Here is a 19,917-nt window from a genome sequence, read left to right as displayed (position 1 = left end):
TTCATAACTCGGTGTAAGCGGTTTTAGGTTTTCCATCTTTGTTCAGTATTACGCGTGCCTTGCGTTGCTGGCTATATTTTCCGTCGCGGGAATATCCCTCGCCGATAATTTTCCCCATATCCATTGGTTTCAATGATGCGAAACGATCATTTTGCCTGAAAATTAACTGTGCTCGATATATTGAGTTTAACTGGTCCTTGTGGCTCAGGTAGTGAGTTGCGGCGGGCGGGTACTTAAGTTTTCCTTTTTTGGGTCCTGATGTATACACTTCTACCGCTCCAGTTGTTGGGTTTTTCGCTGTTTTAACCCTTTCCAGTTGAGATTCGAGTGTTGTTTGTGCTCCGTGTTTTTCCAGGAAGTGTGCTCCCGGAGTTGCCTTTTCTAACTCGTCCAACCTTCTGTAGGCATTAGCCTCAGCAAGCTTATCGATTCTCGCCTGTCTTTCCGCTCGTGTCAGTTGCGGTAAAGCTGGCTCTCCGTGATCAACACTTTCCGCAGGCTTTCGAGCTGTAGCGGTTGGCTTGCAACCATCCGCCCCCGGACACGAACTCAACCCCAGCGGATCCACCCACCCCGTAGGATTGGGCACGTACTGGTACGCGTTGATCCCACCCGCCAACTTCACCGGATCCGGCGTCAGGTAGCGACCGATGTCCGGATTGTAGTAGCGATGGCGGTTGTAGTGCAGTCCGCTTTCTTGATCGAAGTATTGGCCCTGGAAGCGCAGGGGGTTGTCGATTTTTCCGCTGTCGAGGCGGGCGATTTCGCCGTAGGCGCGGTAGTGGGCGGACCAGACGATTTCGCCGTCGGCGGCGGTGAGTTCCTGCGGGGTGCCGAGGTGGTCGAGTTGGTAGTGGTAGGGCGTTGTTTTGTCTGGACCAAAGCCTTCCAGCAGTGCCAGCGGGCGGAAACTGTCCGGTTCGTAGAGGTAGCTGCGATGGCGATCTGCATGGTGTTCAGCGATGAGTTTGTCGCCTTGCCAGAAAAACTCCGTCGTTACCTCATCAACGGTCTTGCTGATGCGCCGCCCGAACGGGTCGTAGCGATAACTGGCGGTTTGGCCATTGGGCTGGGTAATGCCGATCAGCCGGTGCTGACAGTCATAACGGTATTCGGTGACTAACGCATGCCCACGTCCGCGCCGCTCGCGGATCAGGTTGCCGAAGGCGTCGTAGTCGTAGGAGCGATCGCCCTGGCTCGTCAGGCGGTTGCCAGCGACGATGTCGGGGCCGGGGCGGTTTTGCATCAGCAGGTTGCCGGCCGGGTCGTGGGCAAAACGTTCCTGGACGTCTTGGGAGTGGTCGGCACGGGTCAGGCGGTTGAGTGGGTCGTAGTGGTAGCGGTGTTCGCCCTTGCGGGTGTCGAGCAGGCGGGTGAGGTTGCCGGATTGGTCGTAGTCGTATTGGCGTTGGTAGTGGGGGTGGGCCTGTTGGGTGACGGTGTGGGCGCGCAGGCGTTGCTGGTCGTCGTAGTGATAATGGCTGAGCAGTTGGCCTTGCTGGCGTTGATGCTCCTGGCCGGCTTTGAATAGATGAGAGGTCAGCAGGGCGCCATTCAGTTCGACGGTGGCGAGGTGGCCGCCTTTACCGTGGTTGAAGCTGAGGCGGTTGTTGTCCGGCAGGCGCAGGTGTTGAAGCTGGCCGCAGGCGTCGTAGCCATAGCGCAAGGTGCCCCAGCCTTGGTGTTCGGCGGTGAGGCGGTTTTGGCGGTCGTATTCGTAGGCCAGCGCCCAGTGGCCGTCGTCGACGCTGAGGAGGTTGCCTTGGCGGTCGTAGGCATAGTCCACAGTGCTGCCATCGGGCAGGGTTTTTCTTACGAGGCGGCCGGTGTGATCGCGCTCGTAGCGGGTAACCAGCTGACTGCCGTCGTCGCCGTGTTCGGTCTTTTCCTGCAGGTTGCCATTGAGGTCGTAGGCATAGGCGGTGCGCTGGCCGTCAAAGCCGGTTTCCTGCTGGATCAGGCCGTTGGGGTGGTAGTCGAGTGTGTAGGTCTCGCCGACTTCGTTTTCGATCTCGGTCAGCAATAACCGGACGTTGTCATAGCGATACTTGACCTGGGTGCCATCGGCATTGATGCGGCGGCTGATCAGGTGCAGGCCGTCGGCGTATTCGTAGCGGGTGACGTGGCCGCGTTCATCGCGTTCGGCGGTGATTTTTCCGTAGGGGTTGTAGCTGTATTCGCGCTCGGCGCCGCCTGGCAACACGACGCGAATCAGCCGACCGACGCTGTCCCACTGATACCCGGTCAGCGCACCATGCTCATCCTCGCGCGCCACTTGCCGGCCAAGCTCGTCATAGCGATAACGCTTGATCCCGCCATTGGGCAACTGCTCCTCAAGCAATTGCCCGCGTTCATTCCACACCAGCCGATGGCAACTGTGATCCGGGTTCCACACCCCCACCAGTTGCCCATATCTGTTGTAGCTGTAGTCGGTCACATGGCCATCGGGATCGGTCCTGCGCGTGATGTCGCCCTGGTCATTGCGCTCGTACTTCCAGACCGCTTCACCACGCCGCACAACCCGTACGAAACCGTTGTCATGCTCGTAGGTCGTCGGCTCGTCGTCCCCCGGAAACAGCGCCACCAAGCGTCCGGCTTCGTCGTATTGATAGGCCGTCACCGCCCCGAGCGGGTCCTGCTCAACCGTCAGCCGGCCTTTATCGTCGTAGGATTTGAAGTGCGTGGCGCCATCCGGGTCGACGCGCTGCACCAGCCGCGCACGTTGATCGTGGACATACACTTCCTGGCTGCCATCGGCGTTGTGCAGCGTGACGCGACCGTTGTCGTCCCAGGCATAACGCGTGTCCATTTGCGAAAAACTGGCCCAATGCCGGACACATCTGGCCGCCTTGCCAGCGCGTTCCCACGCCCAGAAGAAACTCGCCCCACCGGCCAGCCCGCGTTCGAGAATGACGTGCTGCTCGTCGTACCGATAAACCTCGCGTTCACCAACGGCATTGGTCGCCGAGATCAGTCGACCCGCTTCGTCATAGGTGTAGGAAACGACGTTTTGTTCAGTCACCCACTCGAACGGTTCAGGCCCCTTGGCGCGCTGAATCTGGTAGTCCACGGCCACGATACGGCCCGTCGCGTAGCGCAAGCACAGCGAGCGGCCCACACCGTTATCCAGCCGTTCGATGCGCCCCAGGGCATCCCGGAAAATCCGCAGTCGGTTGTCATACGCGTCGCTGATCGCCGTCAGCACGCCGTCGCGAAAGTGGAAGAAGCGTGAAGCCTGCGCCAGCACCAGTTCATCCGGCGAAGCGCCCAGATAGATCGCCGCTTCGGCCAGGCTGTTGGTGATCGCCGGTCGAGAGTCGGACGGCAACGGAAACGCCGTAGTCCGATTCTCATGGTCGATCCACACCACCGAATCGCCTGACACAGACAGCCGCTGTGCCAGCGCGTGACTCCAGCCAAAGCCCAAGCCGCAATCCACGTCCACCGCACTGGTGCGGTACACACGCGTCCACTCGAACGGCAAGATCCCGTCCAGCGCCCCATCGGTCAGGGTCAGCAGTTCCTCGCCGGTGACCATCGACACCGGGCAGCCGTGGGTGACGGTCTTGTCCGACGCCGCCACTGCATCGCCGTTGGGATTTTTCGCCGAGGCCGGCGCATCGTCCACGGGCTCTTGCCTGACCAGCGTCGTCCGCTGGGACTTGTTGCGCACCGCCGGCACCGGGTTGGAAACCAACTGATCGCCCGCCTTCAACGGCGCAACCGGCACGCTCCTGATCGGCGTCGGCGCGCTACCCAGCAGCAATGGCTTGGCCGCCTCGGCATGTGCATCCAGCTTGGGCCCGACAATCTGATCGGCGAGCCGTTCCAGCCATTGGCGCGCACGGCCCGACTTGACATGACTCAACACCTGCGCACCCAGGCGAATCTTCACGCCCATGCCCCGCGTGGCCCAGATCAAGAACAGATTGATCAACACCTCGCCGGTGATCTCGCCCAGCAGTTCGTACATCTGCGGCGGCGGTAGCAGCCGTATCCAGCCGACTATGGCGGATAGATAGATAAACAGCAGCGGCTCATCGCTGAGTATCAGCAGGCCCTGGGCAATCGCGTCTTTGCTGAGCTTGAGCAGCTCATCGAGTTCGGCCTGGGAGAGGTACTGCAGCAGCTTTTCGCTGTTGGCCTTGAGGTCGGCCAGCAGCTCGTACAGTTGGGTGATGTTGTCCCACAGGTTGTAGAGCGCCTTGGCAATCCCGTGGGCAAACGCCACGCCCTGCAAGGCGCTGCGCTCGAACGGCGTGGCGTTTGCGAAGTCGTCCCATTGCGCGCTGAACGTCTGTGTCCATTCATCACGCAGGTGATTTTCCAACTGCGCAATCAGCGCCTGATAGGACGCATACAACGCCTTGACGTGATCTTCGCAAACGTTGGGATAAAAGGTGATCTGGTAGCGCTGATCGCGGGCGCAGTCCTTGATTTCAAGTATGCCGCTGGGGCCAATCGTGTGATGGATCGGCGCGCCCATCGGGCTGCCATCCGCGGCGATGGCTTGCAACATCACCGGCGTATTGCCGATGGGCACAAATTGCGAGCTTTCGAACAGATGCACCAGGGTCAACGAACCCTGGGCCTTGCACGTGGCCACGGTGCTGCTGGGTGTCGTGGAGGAAGCCGGCGCGACCAGCGCCACCTCATCCCCGACCTTGAATACCTGCTCGACCTCCAGCGCCGAAACGCTCCAGAAGCTCGAGGCCCACTGGTCAAACGTGTTGAGGCACGCCCTGAAATCATGAAAGACGCTTTCAGCGTCCGGCGCCTGGGCATTCATGGGGGCCAGGACAAAGCTGGCGATGGGCGGAATCAAGAGGCAGCCCCGTTGACCGGGGCATGGGTGGAGAAATGCATCAGCGGTCCCTCGCGCTGGTTGGTCAGGCGAGAGACTTTGGAGAGGTTTTCAGACGCGGTGAGTAGAGCTTATCCGGCAGTTATGTGGGACGTTTCGACAACCTTTGTCTTCTCCCGCCCCAGCACCAAGCTGCATAGCGCGGGCAAAAACAGCAGGGTCAGTAGCGTCCCCACCAACACCCCGCCAATCAGCACGTAGGCCAGGGACGACCAGAACACCGACAACGTCAGCGGAATGAACGCCAGCGCCGCCGCCAGTGCGGTGAGGATCACCGGCCGCGCACGGCGCACGGTGGCTTCGATGATCGCTTCGTGAATCGCCATGCCGTGTTCCTGGTTCTGGCGAATCTGGTCGGTAAAGATCAGCGTGTTGCGCATCAAGATTCCGCCAATGCCGATCAAGCCCAGAATCGCGTTAAACCCGAAGGGCTGATTGAACAGCAACAATGTCGGCACCGCGCCGATCAAGCCCAGGGGCGCGGTGGCGAAGACCATTAACATCACGCCGAACGAGCGTACCTGGAACATGATCACCGTGAGCGTCAGCAGGATCATGATCGGGAACAGCGCCGCCAGGGCGACGTTGGCCTTGGCGCTTTCTTCCACCGGGCCGCCGATGTCGATCCGATAGCCGGCGGGCAGCTTGGCGATCAGCGGTTGCAGGTCTTTGAACACGGCCATTTCCACATCGGGCGGTTGCACGCCGTCAATGATGTCGGCGCGCACTTCCACGGTGGTCGCGCGGTTGCGGCGCTTGAGGATCGGTTCTTCCATTACCGCCTGGAACTGCCCGACCTGGGCCAATGGCACCGACGCGCCGGCGCTGTTGGTCAGGGTCATGTTGCTGAGGTTGCCGAGGTTCTCGCGCTGGTTGCCCTGGGCGCGGGCGACCACGGAGACCGTGCGGTTGCCTTCGCGCACTTCCGTGATCGGGTTGCCGCTGAGCAAGGCGTTGAGCTGGGATTTGACCTCGTCGGGGGTGAAACCCAGCAGGCGCAGGCGATCCTGATCCAGTACCAGGCGATAGCCGCTGGCGCGCTCGCCCCAATCGAGGAAGGCATCCTTGGTCAGCGTGTTGGCGGCGACGACTTTGCGCACCGCTTCGGACAGCCCGCGCAACACATCCACATCTGGCCCGGAAACCCGGAACACCACCGGGAACGGCACGGGCGGGCCGAACAGCAGTTGTGTCACCCGTACCCGCGCCGCCGGAAACTCGCCAGCGGCAATGCGTTCACGCATGCGCTGCTTCAACGCATCGCGAGCATGGGAGTCCGGGGTTTGCACGATCAGCTTGGCGAACGCCGGGTCTGGCATTTCGGGGTTCAGCGACAGGAAAAAGCGTGGCGCACCGCCGCCCACATAGGTGTCGACCAGTTGGGTCTGAGGTTCCTGCAACAGCGCCTGTTCCAGTTGCGCGGCCACCGCTTCGGTGCTTTTGAAGGCGCTGCCGGGCGGCATATACACCTCGAGAATCAACTCGGAACGGTCGGAGTTGGGGAAGAACTGCTTCTTCACCACGCCCATGCCCACCACACACAGTACAAACGCGGCGACCACCAGCCCGGTCACCCGCCAGCGTCGACGCACGCAGGCTTGCACCAGGCTGCGCAGGGCTTGGTAATAGCGGCCGGCGTAAATCGCGTCGTGGCCGCCGGGTACCGGCTTGATGGGCGGCAGCAGCTTCACCCCCAGATACGGAGTGAACACCACCGCCACCAGCCAGGATGAGATCAGGGCAAAACCGACGATCCAGAAAATATTGCCGGCATATTCCCCGGCGCCGGAGCGGGCGAACCCCACCGGCAGAAAGCCGATGATCGTCACCAGCGTCCCGGTGAGCATCGGCGCGGCCGTGGAATGCCAGGCGAAGGTGGCGGCGTGAATCCGGTCGAAGCCTTCTTCGAGTTTCACCACCATCATTTCGATGGCGATGATTGCATCGTCCACCAACAGGCCCAGGGAAATGATCAACGCGCCCAGGGTGATGCGGTCGAACTCGCGGCCGGTGAGCAGCATGATCACAAACACTATCGACAAGGTCAGCGGCACCGCCGCCGCCACCACCAACCCCACGCGAAAGCCCAGGGCCAACAGGCTGATCAGCATGACCACCGCGAGAGCGACGAAGAATTTGAGCATGAATTCATTCACCGCCAGGCTGATGTTTTTCGCCTGGTCGGAGACTTTGGCGAAGTTCACCCCCAAGGGCAGGTCCGCCTGGATTCTGGCCTCCTGGGCCTTGAGGCTTTTGTCCAGTTCCAGGCCGTTCCAATGCTTCTCCATGATGACCCCGAGCATCAGCGCCGGGTCGCCCTGGTGGCGGATGCGGTAGCTGGGCGGGTCTTCATAGCCACGGCTGACGCTGGCCACATCGGCGATGCGCAGCACACGGCCGTTGGCTTCCAGCGGCACGTTTTCAATCAACCCCAGGCTGTCGAAGGCGCCGTCGATACGGATATAGGCGCGGGCCCCGGCGGTTTCCACAAAGCCCGAAGGCGCCACGGCGTTTTGCGCGGCGAGGGCGGCGAAGATCTGACCGGGCTTGATGCCCAGGGTCGCCAGGCGTTCGTAGGAGAACTCGACAAAGATCCGCTGTGCCTGTTCGCCAAGGATGTTGACCTTCTTCACGCCTGGCAGGTCGAGGAGGCCCTGACGCAAGTCTTCGGCCATCTGCACCTGCTGGCGATGGGGCAGGTGCTCGGCTTCCAGGGCGTACAGCGCGAAGTACACATCGGAATATTCGTCGTTGAAAAATGGCCCGATGACGCCTTTGGGGAGCTTCGCCGCCTCATCGCTGAGCTTTTTGCGGGTCTGGTAGAACAGATCCTGGATTTCGCCGGGGCGCGTGGACTCCTTGAAGGTCATGCGCATGGACACGAAACCCGGCTGGGCAATGGTCTCGACGCGGTCGTAGTAGTCCAGTTCCTGCAGGCGTTTCTCCAGGCGGTCGGCCACTTGCTCCTGCATTTCCTGGGCGGTAGCTCCGGGCCAGGCGGCGGTGATGGTCATGACCTTGACCGTAAACGAGGGGTCTTCGGCGCGCCCCAGTTTGCCGAACGAGAAAATCCCGGCGGCGAGGATCGCGATAATCAGGAACAACGTGACCGCGCGGTGCTTGACCGCCAGTTCGGAGAGGTTGAGGCCGCGCATGTTCAGTGGTCCTGTTGACGGTTGAGAGCCAGCACTTGCGCGGGCGACAGACGTACCGCCTCACCGCTGTGCAGCAGGTGCGCGCCGAGGGCGACGATGGTCTGGCCGGGGCTCACGCCGCTGTCGAGCAGCGCGTCTTCCTGGCCGAGGCTGGCGACTTTGACCGGGGCGAAGCTGACCTTATCGTCCGCACCGATCAGCCACACGCCGGCGCCTTGTCCGGTGTCGTGCAGGGCGCCGATGGGCACCCGGGTTTGCTGGGCCTGACCGTTGCCCTGCAGGCGCAGGGTGATGGTCGAACCGAGGGCGAAGCGGTCGACGGCGCCGTGCAGCACATAACGGGCGCGGTAGGTACGGGTGGTGGGGTCGGCACTTGCGGACAGTTCGCGCAACGTGGCCGTCACCGCCTGGTCCGGGGCGCCGAAGGTGAAGGCCAGGGCTTTTTGCGCGGCTTGGTCGCGCTGGTTTTCCGGCAAGTTGACCAGGGCTTCGCGGGCACCGTCATGGGCCAGGCGCGCGACGATTTGCCCTTCGGCCACCACTTGGCCGCGATCCACGCGTACGTCAGTGATGATGCCGTCGCCATCGGCCTTGAGCACGGAGTAGGTGCGGCGGTTTTCGATCTGGCTGGCGTCGGATTGCGCCGCGGCCAGTTCGGCTTCGGCCACGCGCAGCTGGGTGGCGGACTGGTCGAAGATCTGCCGCGAAACGGCGCCGGTACTGGCCAGGCGCTGGTAGCGCTCGGCATCGTCGCGGCGCTGACGCAACTGCGCCTGGGCGGCGTTGACGCGGTTTTTCGCCGAACGCAGGGCCAGCTCGAAGTCGCCGATGTCCAGCACCAGCAAAGTGTCGCCACGGGAAACATGCTGGCCGGGGTCGACCTTGCGTTCGATGACCTTGCCGCCGACACGGAAGCCCAGGTCGCTTTCCGTACGCGCTGCCACCACGCCGGTATAGGCACTTTGCCGGGTGCCCGCAGCTTCGACCTTGGCGGCGAGTACCGGGCGCGGCTGGGGCGCTTCGGCGGTGCTGTCGGCCTTGCTGTTGCAGCCACTGAGGACGATCAACAGGGCCAGGGGCGTGAAAAGGCGCAGGCGGAGAGTAAGCATGGCGGGCTCCAGGGGATGATCATCGAGTAAAAATTACGCTCGTAATTTTTTGACAATATTATGGTCGAAATATAATTAAATCCAGTCCTTGATCATCCGCCGGGTAAACGGTCTAGAAAGGTGGATGTCGTTCCATCAGTGGGACGATCAAATGTGTTTTAGCCGTCTAGCGCCAAATTGCTGCGAGTTTTAAGGTGTATGCACTTTGGAGGACCACCATGAAAAAACTGATCGGTATCTACACCAGCCCCCGCGCCCACTGGGTCGGCGATGGTTTCCCGGTGCGCACGCTGTTTTCCTACGACTCGATGGGCAAACACATCAGCCCATTCCTGCTCCTGGACCACGCCGGGCCGGCCGATTTCACCCCGACCGAGCAACGTCGCGGCGTCGGCCAGCATCCTCATCGCGGCTTTGAAACCGTGACCATCGTCTATGACGGCGAAGTCGAACACCGTGACTCCACCGGCGCTGGCGGCACGATCGGCCCGGGCGATGTGCAATGGATGACTGCCGCCAAGGGCATTCTTCACGAGGAATTCCATTCTCAAGCCTTTGCCCGCAGCGGCGGGGTGTTGGAGATGGTGCAACTGTGGGTCAACCTGCCGGCCAAGGACAAAATGGCCGACGCGGGTTACCAGACCATCGTCGACGGCGACATCCCCGTGCTGGCGCTGGCCAACGGCGCCGGACACCTGCGCCTCATCGCCGGGGAGTTCGCCGGTACCCAAGGGCCGGCCCGTACCTTTACGCCGATCGACGTATGGGACTTGCGCCTCAATGCCGGCAAGCCCGTGACCCTGGACCTGCACGCAGGGCGCAATACCGCCCTGGTGATCCTGCGCGGTACGGTGCGGGTCAACGGCGAAGACGTCGCCCGTCCAGGGCAACTGGCGCTATTCGAGCGTGATGGCAGCCAACTCACCCTGGAATCCAGCGATGACGCCAAGGTGCTGTTGCTCAGTGGCGAACCCATCGATGAACCGATCGTGGGCCATGGGCCATTTGTGATGAACACCGAGCAGGAGATTCATCAGGCGTTTGCCGATTTCCAGTCGGGGCAGTTTGGGCGGATGCATGACTGACAGCTCACCGCAAACCCCGTAGGAACTGGCTTTCCAGCGAGAGCATCGGCGCGGTGTAACGGATACACAGCGGCGTCTGCATCGCCGGCAAGCCAGCGTTTACAATTTGTTTCCAGTGTTTCGATTTCATGCGATCTTCCCGTCATTCGCCCTGGAGTCGTCTGGATGCCCCCATTTATCGCTGATCACCCGATGCTGTGCGCCGTGGCGCTGATTTTTATCGACATTGCCGTGTGGCGTCTTATCTCCGCCAACCTTGCCAACTGGAAGCTGGCGGCGCGGTTGGCGATCTTTGCAGTGTTCAGTGCCGTGTTGTTCAACGACGGCATGAACCCCATGCAAATTGCGCCGTATACCAACGACACCGCCTTGCACCTGGCCGCCACGGCGTTGCAGATCGGCTGGTGGCTGTTCGCGGCGCGCACGCTCACGGTATTGCTCGGCACGATAATGATGCAGCGGGTCGGGCATACCGGTCGGTTGTTGCAGGATTTGATGGGCGCGGTGATTTTCCTGATTGCGATCATCGCTGCCATGGCCTATGTGCTCGACTTGCCGGTCAAGGGGGTTCTTGCCACCTCCGGCGCGGTGGCGATCATTGTCGGCCTGGCCTTGCAAAGCACCCTGAGCGATGTGTTTTCCGGGATCGTCCTCAACACCACCAAGCCTTATCAAATCGATGACTGGATCTGCATCGACGGCACCGAAGGCCGGGTGACGGACATCGACTGGCGCGCCACGCGCCTGCAAACCTCCCAGGGCAGCCTGGCGGTGATTCCCAACTCCCTGGCGGCCAAGGCCAAGATCGTCAACTTCTCGCGCCCGGCGGATATGTTCGGCCTGACGGTCAGCCTGCAGGTCAGCCCCCATGTGCGCCCGCAAACCGTGATCGAAGCGCTGGAGCGCGCGATGCAGGGCTGCCGGCCGCTGCTGGCCAAACCCGCGCCCAGCGTGGCGTTCAAGACTTCCTCCAGTGAGGGGGTCGAGTATGAAATCAGCGGCTTCGTGCCGGCCATGCCCCTCAAGCGCGAGGTGCGCAACCAGCTGTACGATCTGGCGTTCCGGCACTTGCAGGCCGCTGGCGTGCGTTTGCTGTCCGCCACCGAGAGCGGCGCGCCGCCAGCCATGTCCGCCGCGCGAGCGTTGCTGGAGCGCTCGACGATTTTTTCCACCCTGCGCCAGGAAGAGAAAGACACCTTCAGCCAGCACATGACCCTGCACACCTATCGCGCCGGCGAGGTGATCCTACCGGCGGGGGAGGTCAGCGACCATCTGTTTATCGTCGAATCCGGGGTGGTGTCGGTGATGCTGACCAAGGACGGTCGCAAAATCGAGGCAGGGCGCATGGGGCCGGGGGAGGTGATCGGCGAGGCGGGGATTCTGTCCGACGACGCGGCGCTGGCGGACTTTTGCGCCAAGACCTTCTGCGTGCTGTACCGCATCGAGAAGGAATACTTGAAGCCGTGCCTGGACGCGCGCCACGACATCAGCGAAGCCATGAAGTCGCTGTTGGATTTCCGCCTTCACGCCGCCCAGGCCTTGACCCAGGACGCGCCTGTGGTACCGGTGAAGAAGGGCTTCCTTCAGTGGCTGCGCAAGCGCGGCCACGGGATTTGATCGCGCGCCTGCCGGAACAGGGGGCACAAGCAAGGGTTTATCGACGCGCTACCTGCGAAGCGACCAGGCTGTAAACACAACGTTGAAAAGATCATGGTGTCCCTGCACGATATTAAATAGAATGAATCTCATTTGAGACTCAATCGCGCCGTGCAGGTGGTTGCCATGAATGATGCTGTTGTCCCGACGCACGCCCCCGAACCGACGCTTTCCAGCCTGTACCGCGACCACCGTGGCTGGCTGGAAAGCTGGCTGCGGCGGCGCCTGGGCAATGCCTGGGATGCGGCAGACCTGAGCCAGGACACGTTTTTGCGTGTGCTGGCCAGTGCGCAGCCGATCGCGCAGATGCAGGAACCCCGCGCGTATCTGGTGACGGTCGGCAAGCGTTTGCTGGTGAACTTTCATCAGCGGCGCAGCCTTGAGCAGGCCTATCTGAATGCCCTGGCGACCTTGCCCGAAGCCAGTGTGCCGTCGCCCGAACAGCGCTGGCAGGTGCTGGAAACCCTGCAAGCCCTGGATGAGTTGCTCGATGGCTTGCCGGTGTTGGTACGCCGCGCTTTTCTGTGGAGCCAATTGGACGGCCTGGGTTATCGGGAGATCGCCGAGCGCCTGGACGTTTGCGAACGCACCGTGAAGCGCTACATGGCCCAGGCCTATGAGCATTGCCTGCTGGTGGACCTGTGAACCGCGACATCGCGCGTGCCGCTGCGCAGTGGTTGACCCTGTTGGAGTCCGGCGCGGCCACCGAGCGCGATCACGCGGCGTTGCAGCACTGGCGCGACAGCCATCCCCAGCACGAACAGACCTGGCAACGCGCACAAACCCTGCGCCAGCGTTTCAGTGACGTGCCCCAGGCCCTGGCGATGGCCAGTCTCGACCGCCCGCAGCCGGCACGCCGCGCCGTGCTCAAGTGTGCGCTGGGGCTGGCCGCACTGGTGCCGGCTGCCTGGTTGGTCGGCCGCCAGTTGCCCATCGACACTTGGCGAGCCGACCTGCACACCGCCACCGGCGAGCGCAAACGTCTGCCGTTGGCTGATGGCGCCAGCCTGCAACTGAACACGGCCACGGCGGTGGACGTGGACCTGGCGCAACGGCGCATCCGGTTGGTCGACGGTGAATTGGCCCTGAACGTTCCGGGCGCGGCGGCGATGACGGTAAGCACCCGCTACGGCGAACTGCGGGTCGGCCAGGCCGACGTGTGCGTGCGGCAACTGGCCTCCGGCTGCCTGGTGTCGGTGCTCACGGGGGCGGTGCAGGTGCGTGACCTGAGCGGGCAAACCGCGACGCTGCACGGTGGCCAGCAAGCCCGGTTGAACGCCGGTGGACTCGGTGGCTGGCGGGCGTTCGATGTGCTGCAACCGGGCTGGCGCGACGGTGTGCTGACCGCGCAGAACCAGGCATTGGGCGACTTTTTACGCGAGCTGGAGCGCTATCGACCGGGGGTGTTGCGCTGGGATTCAAGCCTGGAGACGTTGCGGGTCACCGGCAGTTTTCGTCTGGATGACACCGACCGTATCCTCCAGTTGCTGGCCTCGACGCTGGGATTGGAGGTGCAGGCGCGGACGCGGTATTGGGTGACGTTGCGCAAATCCCAGGCTTGAGGATTTTTGTGGCTGGCAGGTTTGCCATGGTGTGCGGGCTCGCCAGGGCAAGCCCGTCCAGGTGCTTAGATCCGCGCCAACGCCTGCGCCAGATCCGCCCTCAGGTCTTCCACATCCTCGACCCCCACCGACAACCGCACCAACCCGTCACCAATCCCCAACTGCGCCCGCGTCGCCGCCGGGATGCTGGCGTGGGTCATGATCGCCGGGTGTTCGATCAGGCTTTCCACGCCGCCCAGGCTTTCGGCCAGGGCGAAGATGCGCACGTTTTCCAGAAAGCGCCTGGCGCCGGCCAGGTCGGTGTTCAGGTCCACCGAGATCATGCCGCCAAACCCGCGCATCTGTTTGCACGCCAGTTCGTGTTGCGGATGGGAGGCGAGGCCGGGGTAGTGCACCCGCGCGACCTGCGGTTGCTGTTCCAGCCAGGTGGCGAGGTCCAGGGCGTTGCTGCAATGGCGCTCCATGCGTAGCGCCAGGGTTTTCACGCCGCGCAGGGTCAGGAACGCATCGAAAGGGCCCGCGATGGCGCCGACCGAGTTCTGCAGGAAACCCAGGCGTTCGGCCAGGTCGGGGTTGTCGCCGACAATGGCGATTCCGCCGATCACATCGGAGTGACCATTGAGGTATTTGGTGGTGGAGTGCACCACGATATCGACACCCAGCTCCAGTGGGCGTTGGATCCAGGGGCTGGCGAAGGTGTTGTCGGCGACGCAGAGAATGCCGCGCTCACGGCAGAGCCGCGCGATGGCGCTGAGGTCGGTCAGGCTCAGCAGCGGGTTGCTCGGGGTTTCGACCCAGACCATGCGCGTGTCATCCTGCAGCGCGGCTTCGAACGCAGTCACATCGCTCAGGTCCACGAAGCTGAAGCGGTGCCCGGCGCTGCGTTGACGCACCTTGTCGAACAGGCGGAAGGTGCCGCCGTACAGGTCGTTGCCGGAGACGATATGGGCGCCGGCGTCGAGTAATTCCAGCACTGTCGAAATCGCCGCCAGCCCGGACGCGAAGGCAAACGCCTGGCTGCCGCCTTCCAGGTCCGCCACGCAGCGCTCCAGGGCAAACCGCGTCGGGTTGTGGGAGCGGCCATAGTCGAAGCCCTTGTGCACGCCGGGGCTGTCTTGGCGGTAGGTGGAGTTGGCGTAGATCGGCGGCATCAGCGCGCCGGTGGTCGGGTCGGGTGACTGCCCTGCATGGATCACGCGGGTGGCGAACGCAGTGTTATCGGGTTGAGTCATGCAAGGGATCTCCGTAGGTGGTTGAGCAGGTCGACGCGGGTGATCAGGCCATAAAAACCCGATGCGTCGGCGATGATGGCGACCAGGCCGCGATCGAGTTCGGCCTGCAATTCGGCCAGGCTGGCGCTGGGGGGCAGGGTTTGCAGGTGGTCGGTCATGGCGCTGGCGACGATCATGGAAAAGTGCGCGGCGTCATGGTGCAGGCCCAGCAGGATGTCGGATTCGTCGATCACACCCACCAATGTTTGGCCGTTCACCAGCACCGGCAGTTGCGACACATCGGCCAGGCGCATGCGCTGGAAGGCGGTGAGCAGGCTGTCGTCGGGGCTCACGCTAATCACCCGGCCGTCCTCGAAGCGCCGCGCGATCAGGTCGCGCAGGTCGCCGTAGTGCTTGTAGTGCAACAGGCCCGCGTCGGTCATCCACTGGTCGTTGTAGACCTTCGACAGGTAGCGCGTACCGGTGTCGCAGACGAATGTGACCACGCGTTTGGGCGCGGTCTGTTCACGGCAATAGCGCAGGGCGGCGGCGAGCAGGGTGCCGGTGGACGAGCCGCCGAGAATGCCCTCGGCCTTGAGCAGTCGACGGGCGTGGTCGAAGCTTTCTTCATCGCTGATGGAATAGGCGTGGCGCACGCTGGACAGGTCGGCAATCGAGGGGACGAAGTCTTCGCCGATGCCTTCCACGGCCCACGCGCCGGGTGTTTCCAATTTGCCGCTGCGGCTGTATTCGGCCATCACCGAGCCCACCGGATCGGCCAGTACCATTTCCAGGTCCGGCTGCACGCGCTTGAAGAAACGCGTCAGGCCGGTGAGGGTGCCCGCCGAGCCGACGCCCACCACAATCGCGTCCACATCGTGCTGGGGCTGCGCCCAGATTTCTGGGGTGGTACTGGTTTCGTGGGCCAGCGGGTTGGCCGGGTTGTTGAACTGGTCGGCGAAAAATGAACCGGGGATGTCCTTGGCCAGGCGCGCCGCCATGTCCTGATAGTACTCGGGGTGGCCCTTGCCGACGTCGGAGCGGGTGATGTGCACTTCGGCACCCATGGCCTTGAGATGCAGCACTTTTTCCGTGGACATCTTGTCGGGCACCACCAGCACCACGCGATAGCCCTTGGCCCGGCCCACCAGCGCCAGGCCCAGGCCGGTATTGCCGGCGGTGGCTTCGATAATGGTGCCGCCGGGGCGCAGGCGACCGTCGCGTTCGGCGGCGTCGATCATGGCCAGGCCGATGCGGTCCTTGATCGAGCCGCCGGGGTTCTGGGATTCAAGTTTGAGAAACAGCGTGCAGGGGCCGGTATCGAAACGGCTGACCCGCACCAGCGGCGTGTTGCCGATCAGTTCAAGCGCGGCGGGGCGGGAGGGGCTGGGCATGTCGTCACCTCGATCCGGGTGGGATGGACAGCTGAATGCAAAGCATGGCTTGGAACATAGGCCGGTATCGGACGGGTCGCAACCGGGCGGTCCGCTGTCTGTCTGTTTTTGGCGCATGGGCGATGGATGGATGCGCCATCAGCGTGCATGTGTTGCAGCGATTCCCCTGTATTCATTGAGGATCGGGATTGGCCTGGGGTTTGCTTCAAGGAATTCAAACTTGGATACAAGATGGAGTTTCCTATGCACCACGCTTTTGGCTGGACCCTGGCTGAGTGGCAAACCGCTTACCGCAGCGGCACGATTACCCCGGATATTCTGCTCACCCTTGCCGCGGAATATCCGGCTGACGACAACGCCTGGATCGCCCGCGCCACCCCCGCGCAACTGACCGCGCAACTGGTGCAATTGAGCGAGCGCCTGGCGGTGGTGGGCGGCGATATCGCCAGGCTGGCGCTGTATGGCGTGCCGTTTGCGATCAAGGACAACATCGATGCGGCCGGCTGGGAGACTACGGCGGCTTGTCCAGAATTTGCCTACACGGCAGCGCAGGATGCTGCTGTCGTGCAGGCCCTGCGCGAAGCCGGCGCGATCCTGATGGGCAAGACCAACCTCGACCAGTTCGCCACGGGCCTGGTGGGCACGCGCTCGCCTTACGGCGCGGTGGGCAACAGCTTCAATGGCGATTACGTCAGCGGCGGCTCCAGTTCCGGCTCCGCGTCGGTGGTGGCTCGTGGTTTGGTAGCGTTTGCCCTGGGCACCGACACCGCCGGCTCCGGGCGCGTGCCGGCGGGGTTCAACAATATCGTCGGGCTGAAGCCGACCAAGGGCCGGCTGTCCAATACTGGCCTGGTGCCCGCGTGCCGCACGGTGGATTGCATCTCGGTGTTCGCCTTGACCGTGTCTTGCGCCGACAGCGTGGCGCAGGTCGCAGAGGGTTATGACGCCCGTGATGCCTATTCCCGTGCCAATCCCCATACGGCCCCGGTCGCGGTGGCGGCGGCGATCAGACTGGCCGTGCCGGCGAGCCTGGAGTTTTTTGGCGATACCCAGAACCAGGCCGTGTTTGAGCATGCGGTCGAAGGTTTCAAGGCTCTGGGCGCGGTGATCACGCCGGTGGATTTCACTGCGTTCAAGGAACTGGCGGATCAGTTGTACTTCGGCCCATGGGTCGCCGAGCGCACCGTCGCCCTGGAGGGCATGCTGGAGCGCCACCCCGAAGCGATCAACCCGGTAGTGCGCGGGATTGTCGAAAGCGGCCGCCAATACAGCGCCTGCGACGCCTACAAAGCCGAATACCTGCGGGCCGAACTGAGCCGGCGTATCAATGACACATTGGCCGGCTTCGACGCCTTGCTGGTGCCCACATCGCCGACCCTTCGTACCATCGCGCAAATGGCCGAGGAGCCGGTGCGCTACAACTCCCAGTTCGGCTACTACACCAACTTCACCAACCTGGCCGACCTCTCGGCCCTGGCGCTGCCCGCCGGCTTGCGCGCCGATGGCTTGCCCAGTGGCATCACCTTGCTCGCACCGGCCTGGCACGACCGCGCCCTGGCCCATTTGGGTAAGCGCTGGCAAGCCAGTCTCGACCTGCCCTTGGGCGCCACCGGGCGCGACTTGCCGGCGACGCCCCCGGCAACCCAAGCCCCCGGTACCGTGCGCGTAGCGGTGGTGGGCGCGCACCTCACCGGCATGCCGCTGAACGTGCAACTGACCAGCCGCAACGCCGTACTGGTGGAGCAAACCCTGACCGCCGACACCTATCGCCTCTACGCATTGCCGGGCACCGTGCCCCCCAAGCCCGGACTGGCCAAGGCGGACAGCGGGCGGGCGATCATCGTCGAACTGTGGGACATGCCGATTGCGCGCTTCGGCGAATTCGTCGCCGAGATTCCCGCGCCGCTGGGCATCGGCAACCTGTTGCTGGCGGATGGGCGCAGCGTCAAAGGCTTTATCTGCGAGCCCTGGGCCCTGGCCGATGCCCTCGACATCACCGAGTTCGGCGGCTGGCGCGCTTTCATTGCGAGCCGAGGGTAAGCATGCAACTGGCCATCGCAGGAAAAACCAAGGTGCGCCCGGACAGTCTGGCGGAACAGATCTATGCGCAGCTCAAGGCGGATATTTTTGAATTTCGCCTGCTACCGGGCGATCGCTTCAGCGAAGGTGACGTGGCCGAACGCATGAACGCCAGCCGCACCCCGGTGCGCCAGGCGCTTTATCGGTTGGAGCGGGAAGGTTACCTGGAGGTGTATTTCCGCAGCGGCTGGCAGGTCAAGCCGTTCGATTTTGCCTATTTCGAAGAGCTGTACGACGTACGCATCGTGCTGGAGTTGGCCGCAGTCGCACGCTTATGCGCCATGGACGAACCGAGCCCGGTGTTGCTTGCGTTGCAGGCAACCTGGCAGGTGGCGGAGGGAGAGCGCCTGCAGGACACCCAGGCGGTATCCGCGTTGGATGAGCGTTTTCACTGCGCCCTGGTCGAAGCCACCGGCAACCGTGAAATGGCGAGCATGCACTACGCCATCACGGAAAAGATCCGCATCATCCGCCGGCTCGACTTCACCCAGGCCTCCCGCATTGCGGCGACTTACGAGGAACACGGGCAAATACTCACCGCTATCCTGCGGCGGCACGGTGAACGGGCGCAGCAACTGCTTGCGCGGCATATCGAACTCAGCAAACAGGCGGTGCGCGAGATCACGTTGCACCGGTTGCATATGGCCAGGCAGCCCTGATTAGAGCGGCCTTGCTGTGGCGACCTAATGTTCGCTGCGATACACCTCGGCAAAAATATCCGTGATCGCCCGCCGCGGCCGACGTTGCTTAAGCGCCTTCACGCGCTGCCCCAACCGAATCAACTCCTCACTAGGCTTGGCCCACTGCTCCTCAGGAATCGACTCCGACCAGGCTTGCATGGCCTCCGGCAACTTTTTGCGGCCGACCTTGGCGATGCGTTTCACCTCCCATTCGACGAGGCGGTTGGGCAAGGTCCAGAAGGTCATGACGTGGTAGAGGTACCAGAAAAACCCATACACCCAGCCGACCTCCTTCTCGCGAATCCGTCGGTGCAGGCGCGCGCGGGCGTTGCGGAAAGTGTGCATGCCCTCATGGGGCGGATCGTTTGGGCCTTGCAGGTCCATCGGGTCCTGGATGCTTTTGAGATCGTGGACTTCGTACTCCATGTAGGCGCGCACGGCTTCCCAGTGGGCAATCGCCAGTGGCATCCCGGCGCACATGAACTCAACGCGCACCAGTTCCCCTTCGTGATAAAAACCCATGCCCATGCCGTACTGGCGAGTCACACCATACTGTGAACCGCCTTGCGCCTGGACAACCCAGGCGCAGAGGGACTCCCAGGGGACGAACAGAGGGGCTTGTGCGCCCTGGGGCATGAAGCAGACTTCGCGGCGTTGGCGGTTGAAGCGGGTGGGGATGACTTCTGTGTATAGGCTGTGGGCCTTGAGCCATGCTGCGAGGCAGGCGCCTAGGTTGCACAAAGATACCCAGAAGACAATTTCATAAGCCTCTAAAAATACGCCTTGCATCGCATCCCAGATATCAACCCATCCATATCCGAAGCCTACGCCAAACAAAGCAAGAACAATCGGGCTGCCCAAAAGCGCTAAGACCGCACCGGTAAAAGGCCCCCCCAATATCATCTGCCATGAAAATACTTGGGGCTTTCCGCCGCCAAAGTCCAAGTACGTGTCATTGAGATCGCTCACGTAGGGGCTGTAGGGCGATGCCTCTGTCGGCAGCGGTAGCGGTGCCAGGTAGGTCGTGTAGCCAGAAGCAAACGATTCGATGTCTCCAGCTCGGTATACCTTCATTGCCGCCGGATCGGTCGAGGGGGTATCGATGGATTTAGTCATGCGAGA

The 19,917-nt window shown here is 62.8% G+C and carries 13 protein-coding genes; 6 read left to right on the top strand and 7 right to left on the bottom strand.

Features of this window, described 5'->3' with window-relative positions; translation table 11 throughout:
* Nucleotide 1: 1 nt before the first annotated feature.
* The 3 genes from BLR63_RS08725 to BLR63_RS08715 all read right to left on the bottom strand — a co-directional run bounded on the left by BLR63_RS08725 (nt 2) and on the right by BLR63_RS08715 (nt 9,128).
* Nucleotides 2–4,825 (bottom strand): RHS repeat-associated core domain-containing protein, encoded by a 4,824-nt coding sequence (locus tag BLR63_RS08725; RefSeq protein ID WP_083365941.1) that lies wholly within the window; start codon nt 4,823–4,825, stop codon nt 2–4.
* 110 nt (nt 4,826–4,935) lie between these two features.
* The gene (locus BLR63_RS08720) at nt 4,936–8,019 is read right to left on the bottom strand and encodes an efflux RND transporter permease subunit (RefSeq protein ID WP_010567979.1); all 3,084 of its coding nucleotides are present in this window, start codon (nt 8,017–8,019) and stop codon (nt 4,936–4,938) included.
* A 2-nt stretch (nt 8,020–8,021) separates the two neighbouring features.
* The gene (locus tag BLR63_RS08715; protein WP_010567978.1) at nt 8,022–9,128 is read right to left on the bottom strand and encodes an efflux RND transporter periplasmic adaptor subunit; all 1,107 of its coding nucleotides are present in this window, start codon (nt 9,126–9,128) and stop codon (nt 8,022–8,024) included.
* A 218-nt stretch (nt 9,129–9,346) separates the two neighbouring features.
* Between BLR63_RS08715 and BLR63_RS08710 the strand changes: the two genes are divergently transcribed.
* Entirely contained in the window at nt 9,347–10,213 is an 867-nt protein-coding gene (locus BLR63_RS08710; protein ID WP_010567977.1) for a pirin family protein, read from the top strand.
* 4 nt (nt 10,214–10,217) lie between these two features.
* Here BLR63_RS08710 and BLR63_RS32110 read toward each other — a convergent pair whose 3' ends face one another.
* Nucleotides 10,218–10,343 (bottom strand): hypothetical protein, encoded by a 126-nt coding sequence (locus tag BLR63_RS32110; protein ID WP_258170931.1) that lies wholly within the window; start codon nt 10,341–10,343, stop codon nt 10,218–10,220.
* Nucleotides 10,344–10,378: 35 nt separating this feature from the next.
* Between BLR63_RS32110 and BLR63_RS08705 the strand changes: the two genes are divergently transcribed.
* The 3 genes from BLR63_RS08705 to BLR63_RS08695 all read left to right on the top strand — a co-directional run bounded on the left by BLR63_RS08705 (nt 10,379) and on the right by BLR63_RS08695 (nt 13,431).
* A complete protein-coding gene (locus tag BLR63_RS08705; RefSeq protein WP_010567976.1) occupies nt 10,379–11,830 on the top strand; it encodes a cyclic nucleotide-binding domain-containing protein in 1,452 nt (483 codons plus the stop codon).
* Nucleotides 11,831–11,995: 165 nt separating this feature from the next.
* Nucleotides 11,996–12,514: a sigma-70 family RNA polymerase sigma factor gene (locus tag BLR63_RS08700; RefSeq protein ID WP_010567975.1), complete on the top strand. Its 519-nt coding sequence runs from the start codon at nt 11,996–11,998 to the stop codon at nt 12,512–12,514.
* Nucleotides 12,511–13,431 carry a FecR domain-containing protein gene (locus BLR63_RS08695; RefSeq protein ID WP_010567974.1) on the top strand — a complete coding sequence of 307 codons (921 nt, stop codon included), beginning with the start codon at nt 12,511–12,513 and terminating at the stop codon, nt 13,429–13,431. The genes BLR63_RS08700 and BLR63_RS08695 overlap by 4 nt, the downstream gene beginning before the upstream one ends.
* Nucleotides 13,432–13,496: 65 nt before the next feature.
* Here the strand turns inward: BLR63_RS08695 and BLR63_RS08690 are convergent, their stop codons facing one another.
* Entirely contained in the window at nt 13,497–14,663 is a 1,167-nt protein-coding gene (locus tag BLR63_RS08690) for a cystathionine gamma-synthase (RefSeq protein WP_010567973.1), read from the bottom strand.
* Nucleotides 14,660–16,036, bottom strand: a complete 1,377-nt coding sequence (locus BLR63_RS08685; protein ID WP_010567972.1) for a pyridoxal-phosphate dependent enzyme — start codon at nt 16,034–16,036, stop codon at nt 14,660–14,662. The genes BLR63_RS08690 and BLR63_RS08685 overlap by 4 nt, the downstream gene beginning before the upstream one ends.
* Nucleotides 16,037–16,279: 243 nt before the next feature.
* Here BLR63_RS08685 and atzF point away from each other — a divergent pair, with 243 nt between their 5' ends.
* Together atzF and BLR63_RS08675 are read left to right on the top strand one after the other, a co-directional pair.
* A complete protein-coding gene (atzF, locus tag BLR63_RS08680) occupies nt 16,280–18,076 on the top strand; it encodes an allophanate hydrolase (protein ID WP_010567971.1) in 1,797 nt (598 codons plus the stop codon).
* A 2-nt stretch (nt 18,077–18,078) separates the two neighbouring features.
* Nucleotides 18,079–18,774, top strand: a complete 696-nt coding sequence (locus tag BLR63_RS08675) for a GntR family transcriptional regulator (RefSeq protein ID WP_010567970.1) — start codon at nt 18,079–18,081, stop codon at nt 18,772–18,774.
* Between the two features lie 24 nt (nt 18,775–18,798).
* On the opposite strand, the gene BLR63_RS08670 is transcribed toward BLR63_RS08675, so the two are convergent.
* Nucleotides 18,799–19,911, bottom strand: coding sequence for a hypothetical protein (locus BLR63_RS08670; RefSeq protein WP_010567969.1), 1,113 nt, complete (start codon nt 19,909–19,911; stop codon nt 18,799–18,801).
* Nucleotides 19,912–19,917 lie beyond the last annotated feature (6 nt).

The sequence above is a fragment of the Pseudomonas extremaustralis genome, assembly GCF_900102035.1.
GTDB lineage: Bacteria > Pseudomonadota > Gammaproteobacteria > Pseudomonadales > Pseudomonadaceae > Aquipseudomonas > Aquipseudomonas extremaustralis.
This window is presented reverse-complemented; position numbering and strand designations above follow the sequence as displayed.

Excerpts from the sequence above, each read along its gene's own strand:
- BLR63_RS08685 (WP_010567972.1), bottom strand. The coding sequence starts at position 16,036 with ATGCCCAGCCCCTCCCGCCCCGCCGCGCTTGAACTGATCGGCAACACG.
- BLR63_RS08700 (WP_010567975.1), top strand. The coding sequence starts at position 11,996 with ATGAATGATGCTGTTGTCCCGACGCACGCCCCCGAACCGACGCTTTCC.
- BLR63_RS32110 (WP_258170931.1), bottom strand. The coding sequence starts at position 10,343 with ATGAAATCGAAACACTGGAAACAAATTGTAAACGCTGGCTTGCCGGCG.
- BLR63_RS08720 (WP_010567979.1), bottom strand. The coding sequence starts at position 8,019 with ATGCGCGGCCTCAACCTCTCCGAACTGGCGGTCAAGCACCGCGCGGTC.
- BLR63_RS08670 (WP_010567969.1), bottom strand. The coding sequence starts at position 19,911 with ATGACTAAATCCATCGATACCCCCTCGACCGATCCGGCGGCAATGAAG.
- BLR63_RS08715 (WP_010567978.1), bottom strand. The coding sequence starts at position 9,128 with ATGCTTACTCTCCGCCTGCGCCTTTTCACGCCCCTGGCCCTGTTGATC.
- BLR63_RS08710 (WP_010567977.1), top strand. The coding sequence starts at position 9,347 with ATGAAAAAACTGATCGGTATCTACACCAGCCCCCGCGCCCACTGGGTC.
- BLR63_RS08690 (WP_010567973.1), bottom strand. The coding sequence starts at position 14,663 with ATGACTCAACCCGATAACACTGCGTTCGCCACCCGCGTGATCCATGCA.
- atzF (WP_010567971.1), top strand. The coding sequence starts at position 16,280 with ATGCACCACGCTTTTGGCTGGACCCTGGCTGAGTGGCAAACCGCTTAC.
- BLR63_RS08705 (WP_010567976.1), top strand. The coding sequence starts at position 10,379 with ATGCCCCCATTTATCGCTGATCACCCGATGCTGTGCGCCGTGGCGCTG.
- BLR63_RS08675 (WP_010567970.1), top strand. The coding sequence starts at position 18,079 with ATGCAACTGGCCATCGCAGGAAAAACCAAGGTGCGCCCGGACAGTCTG.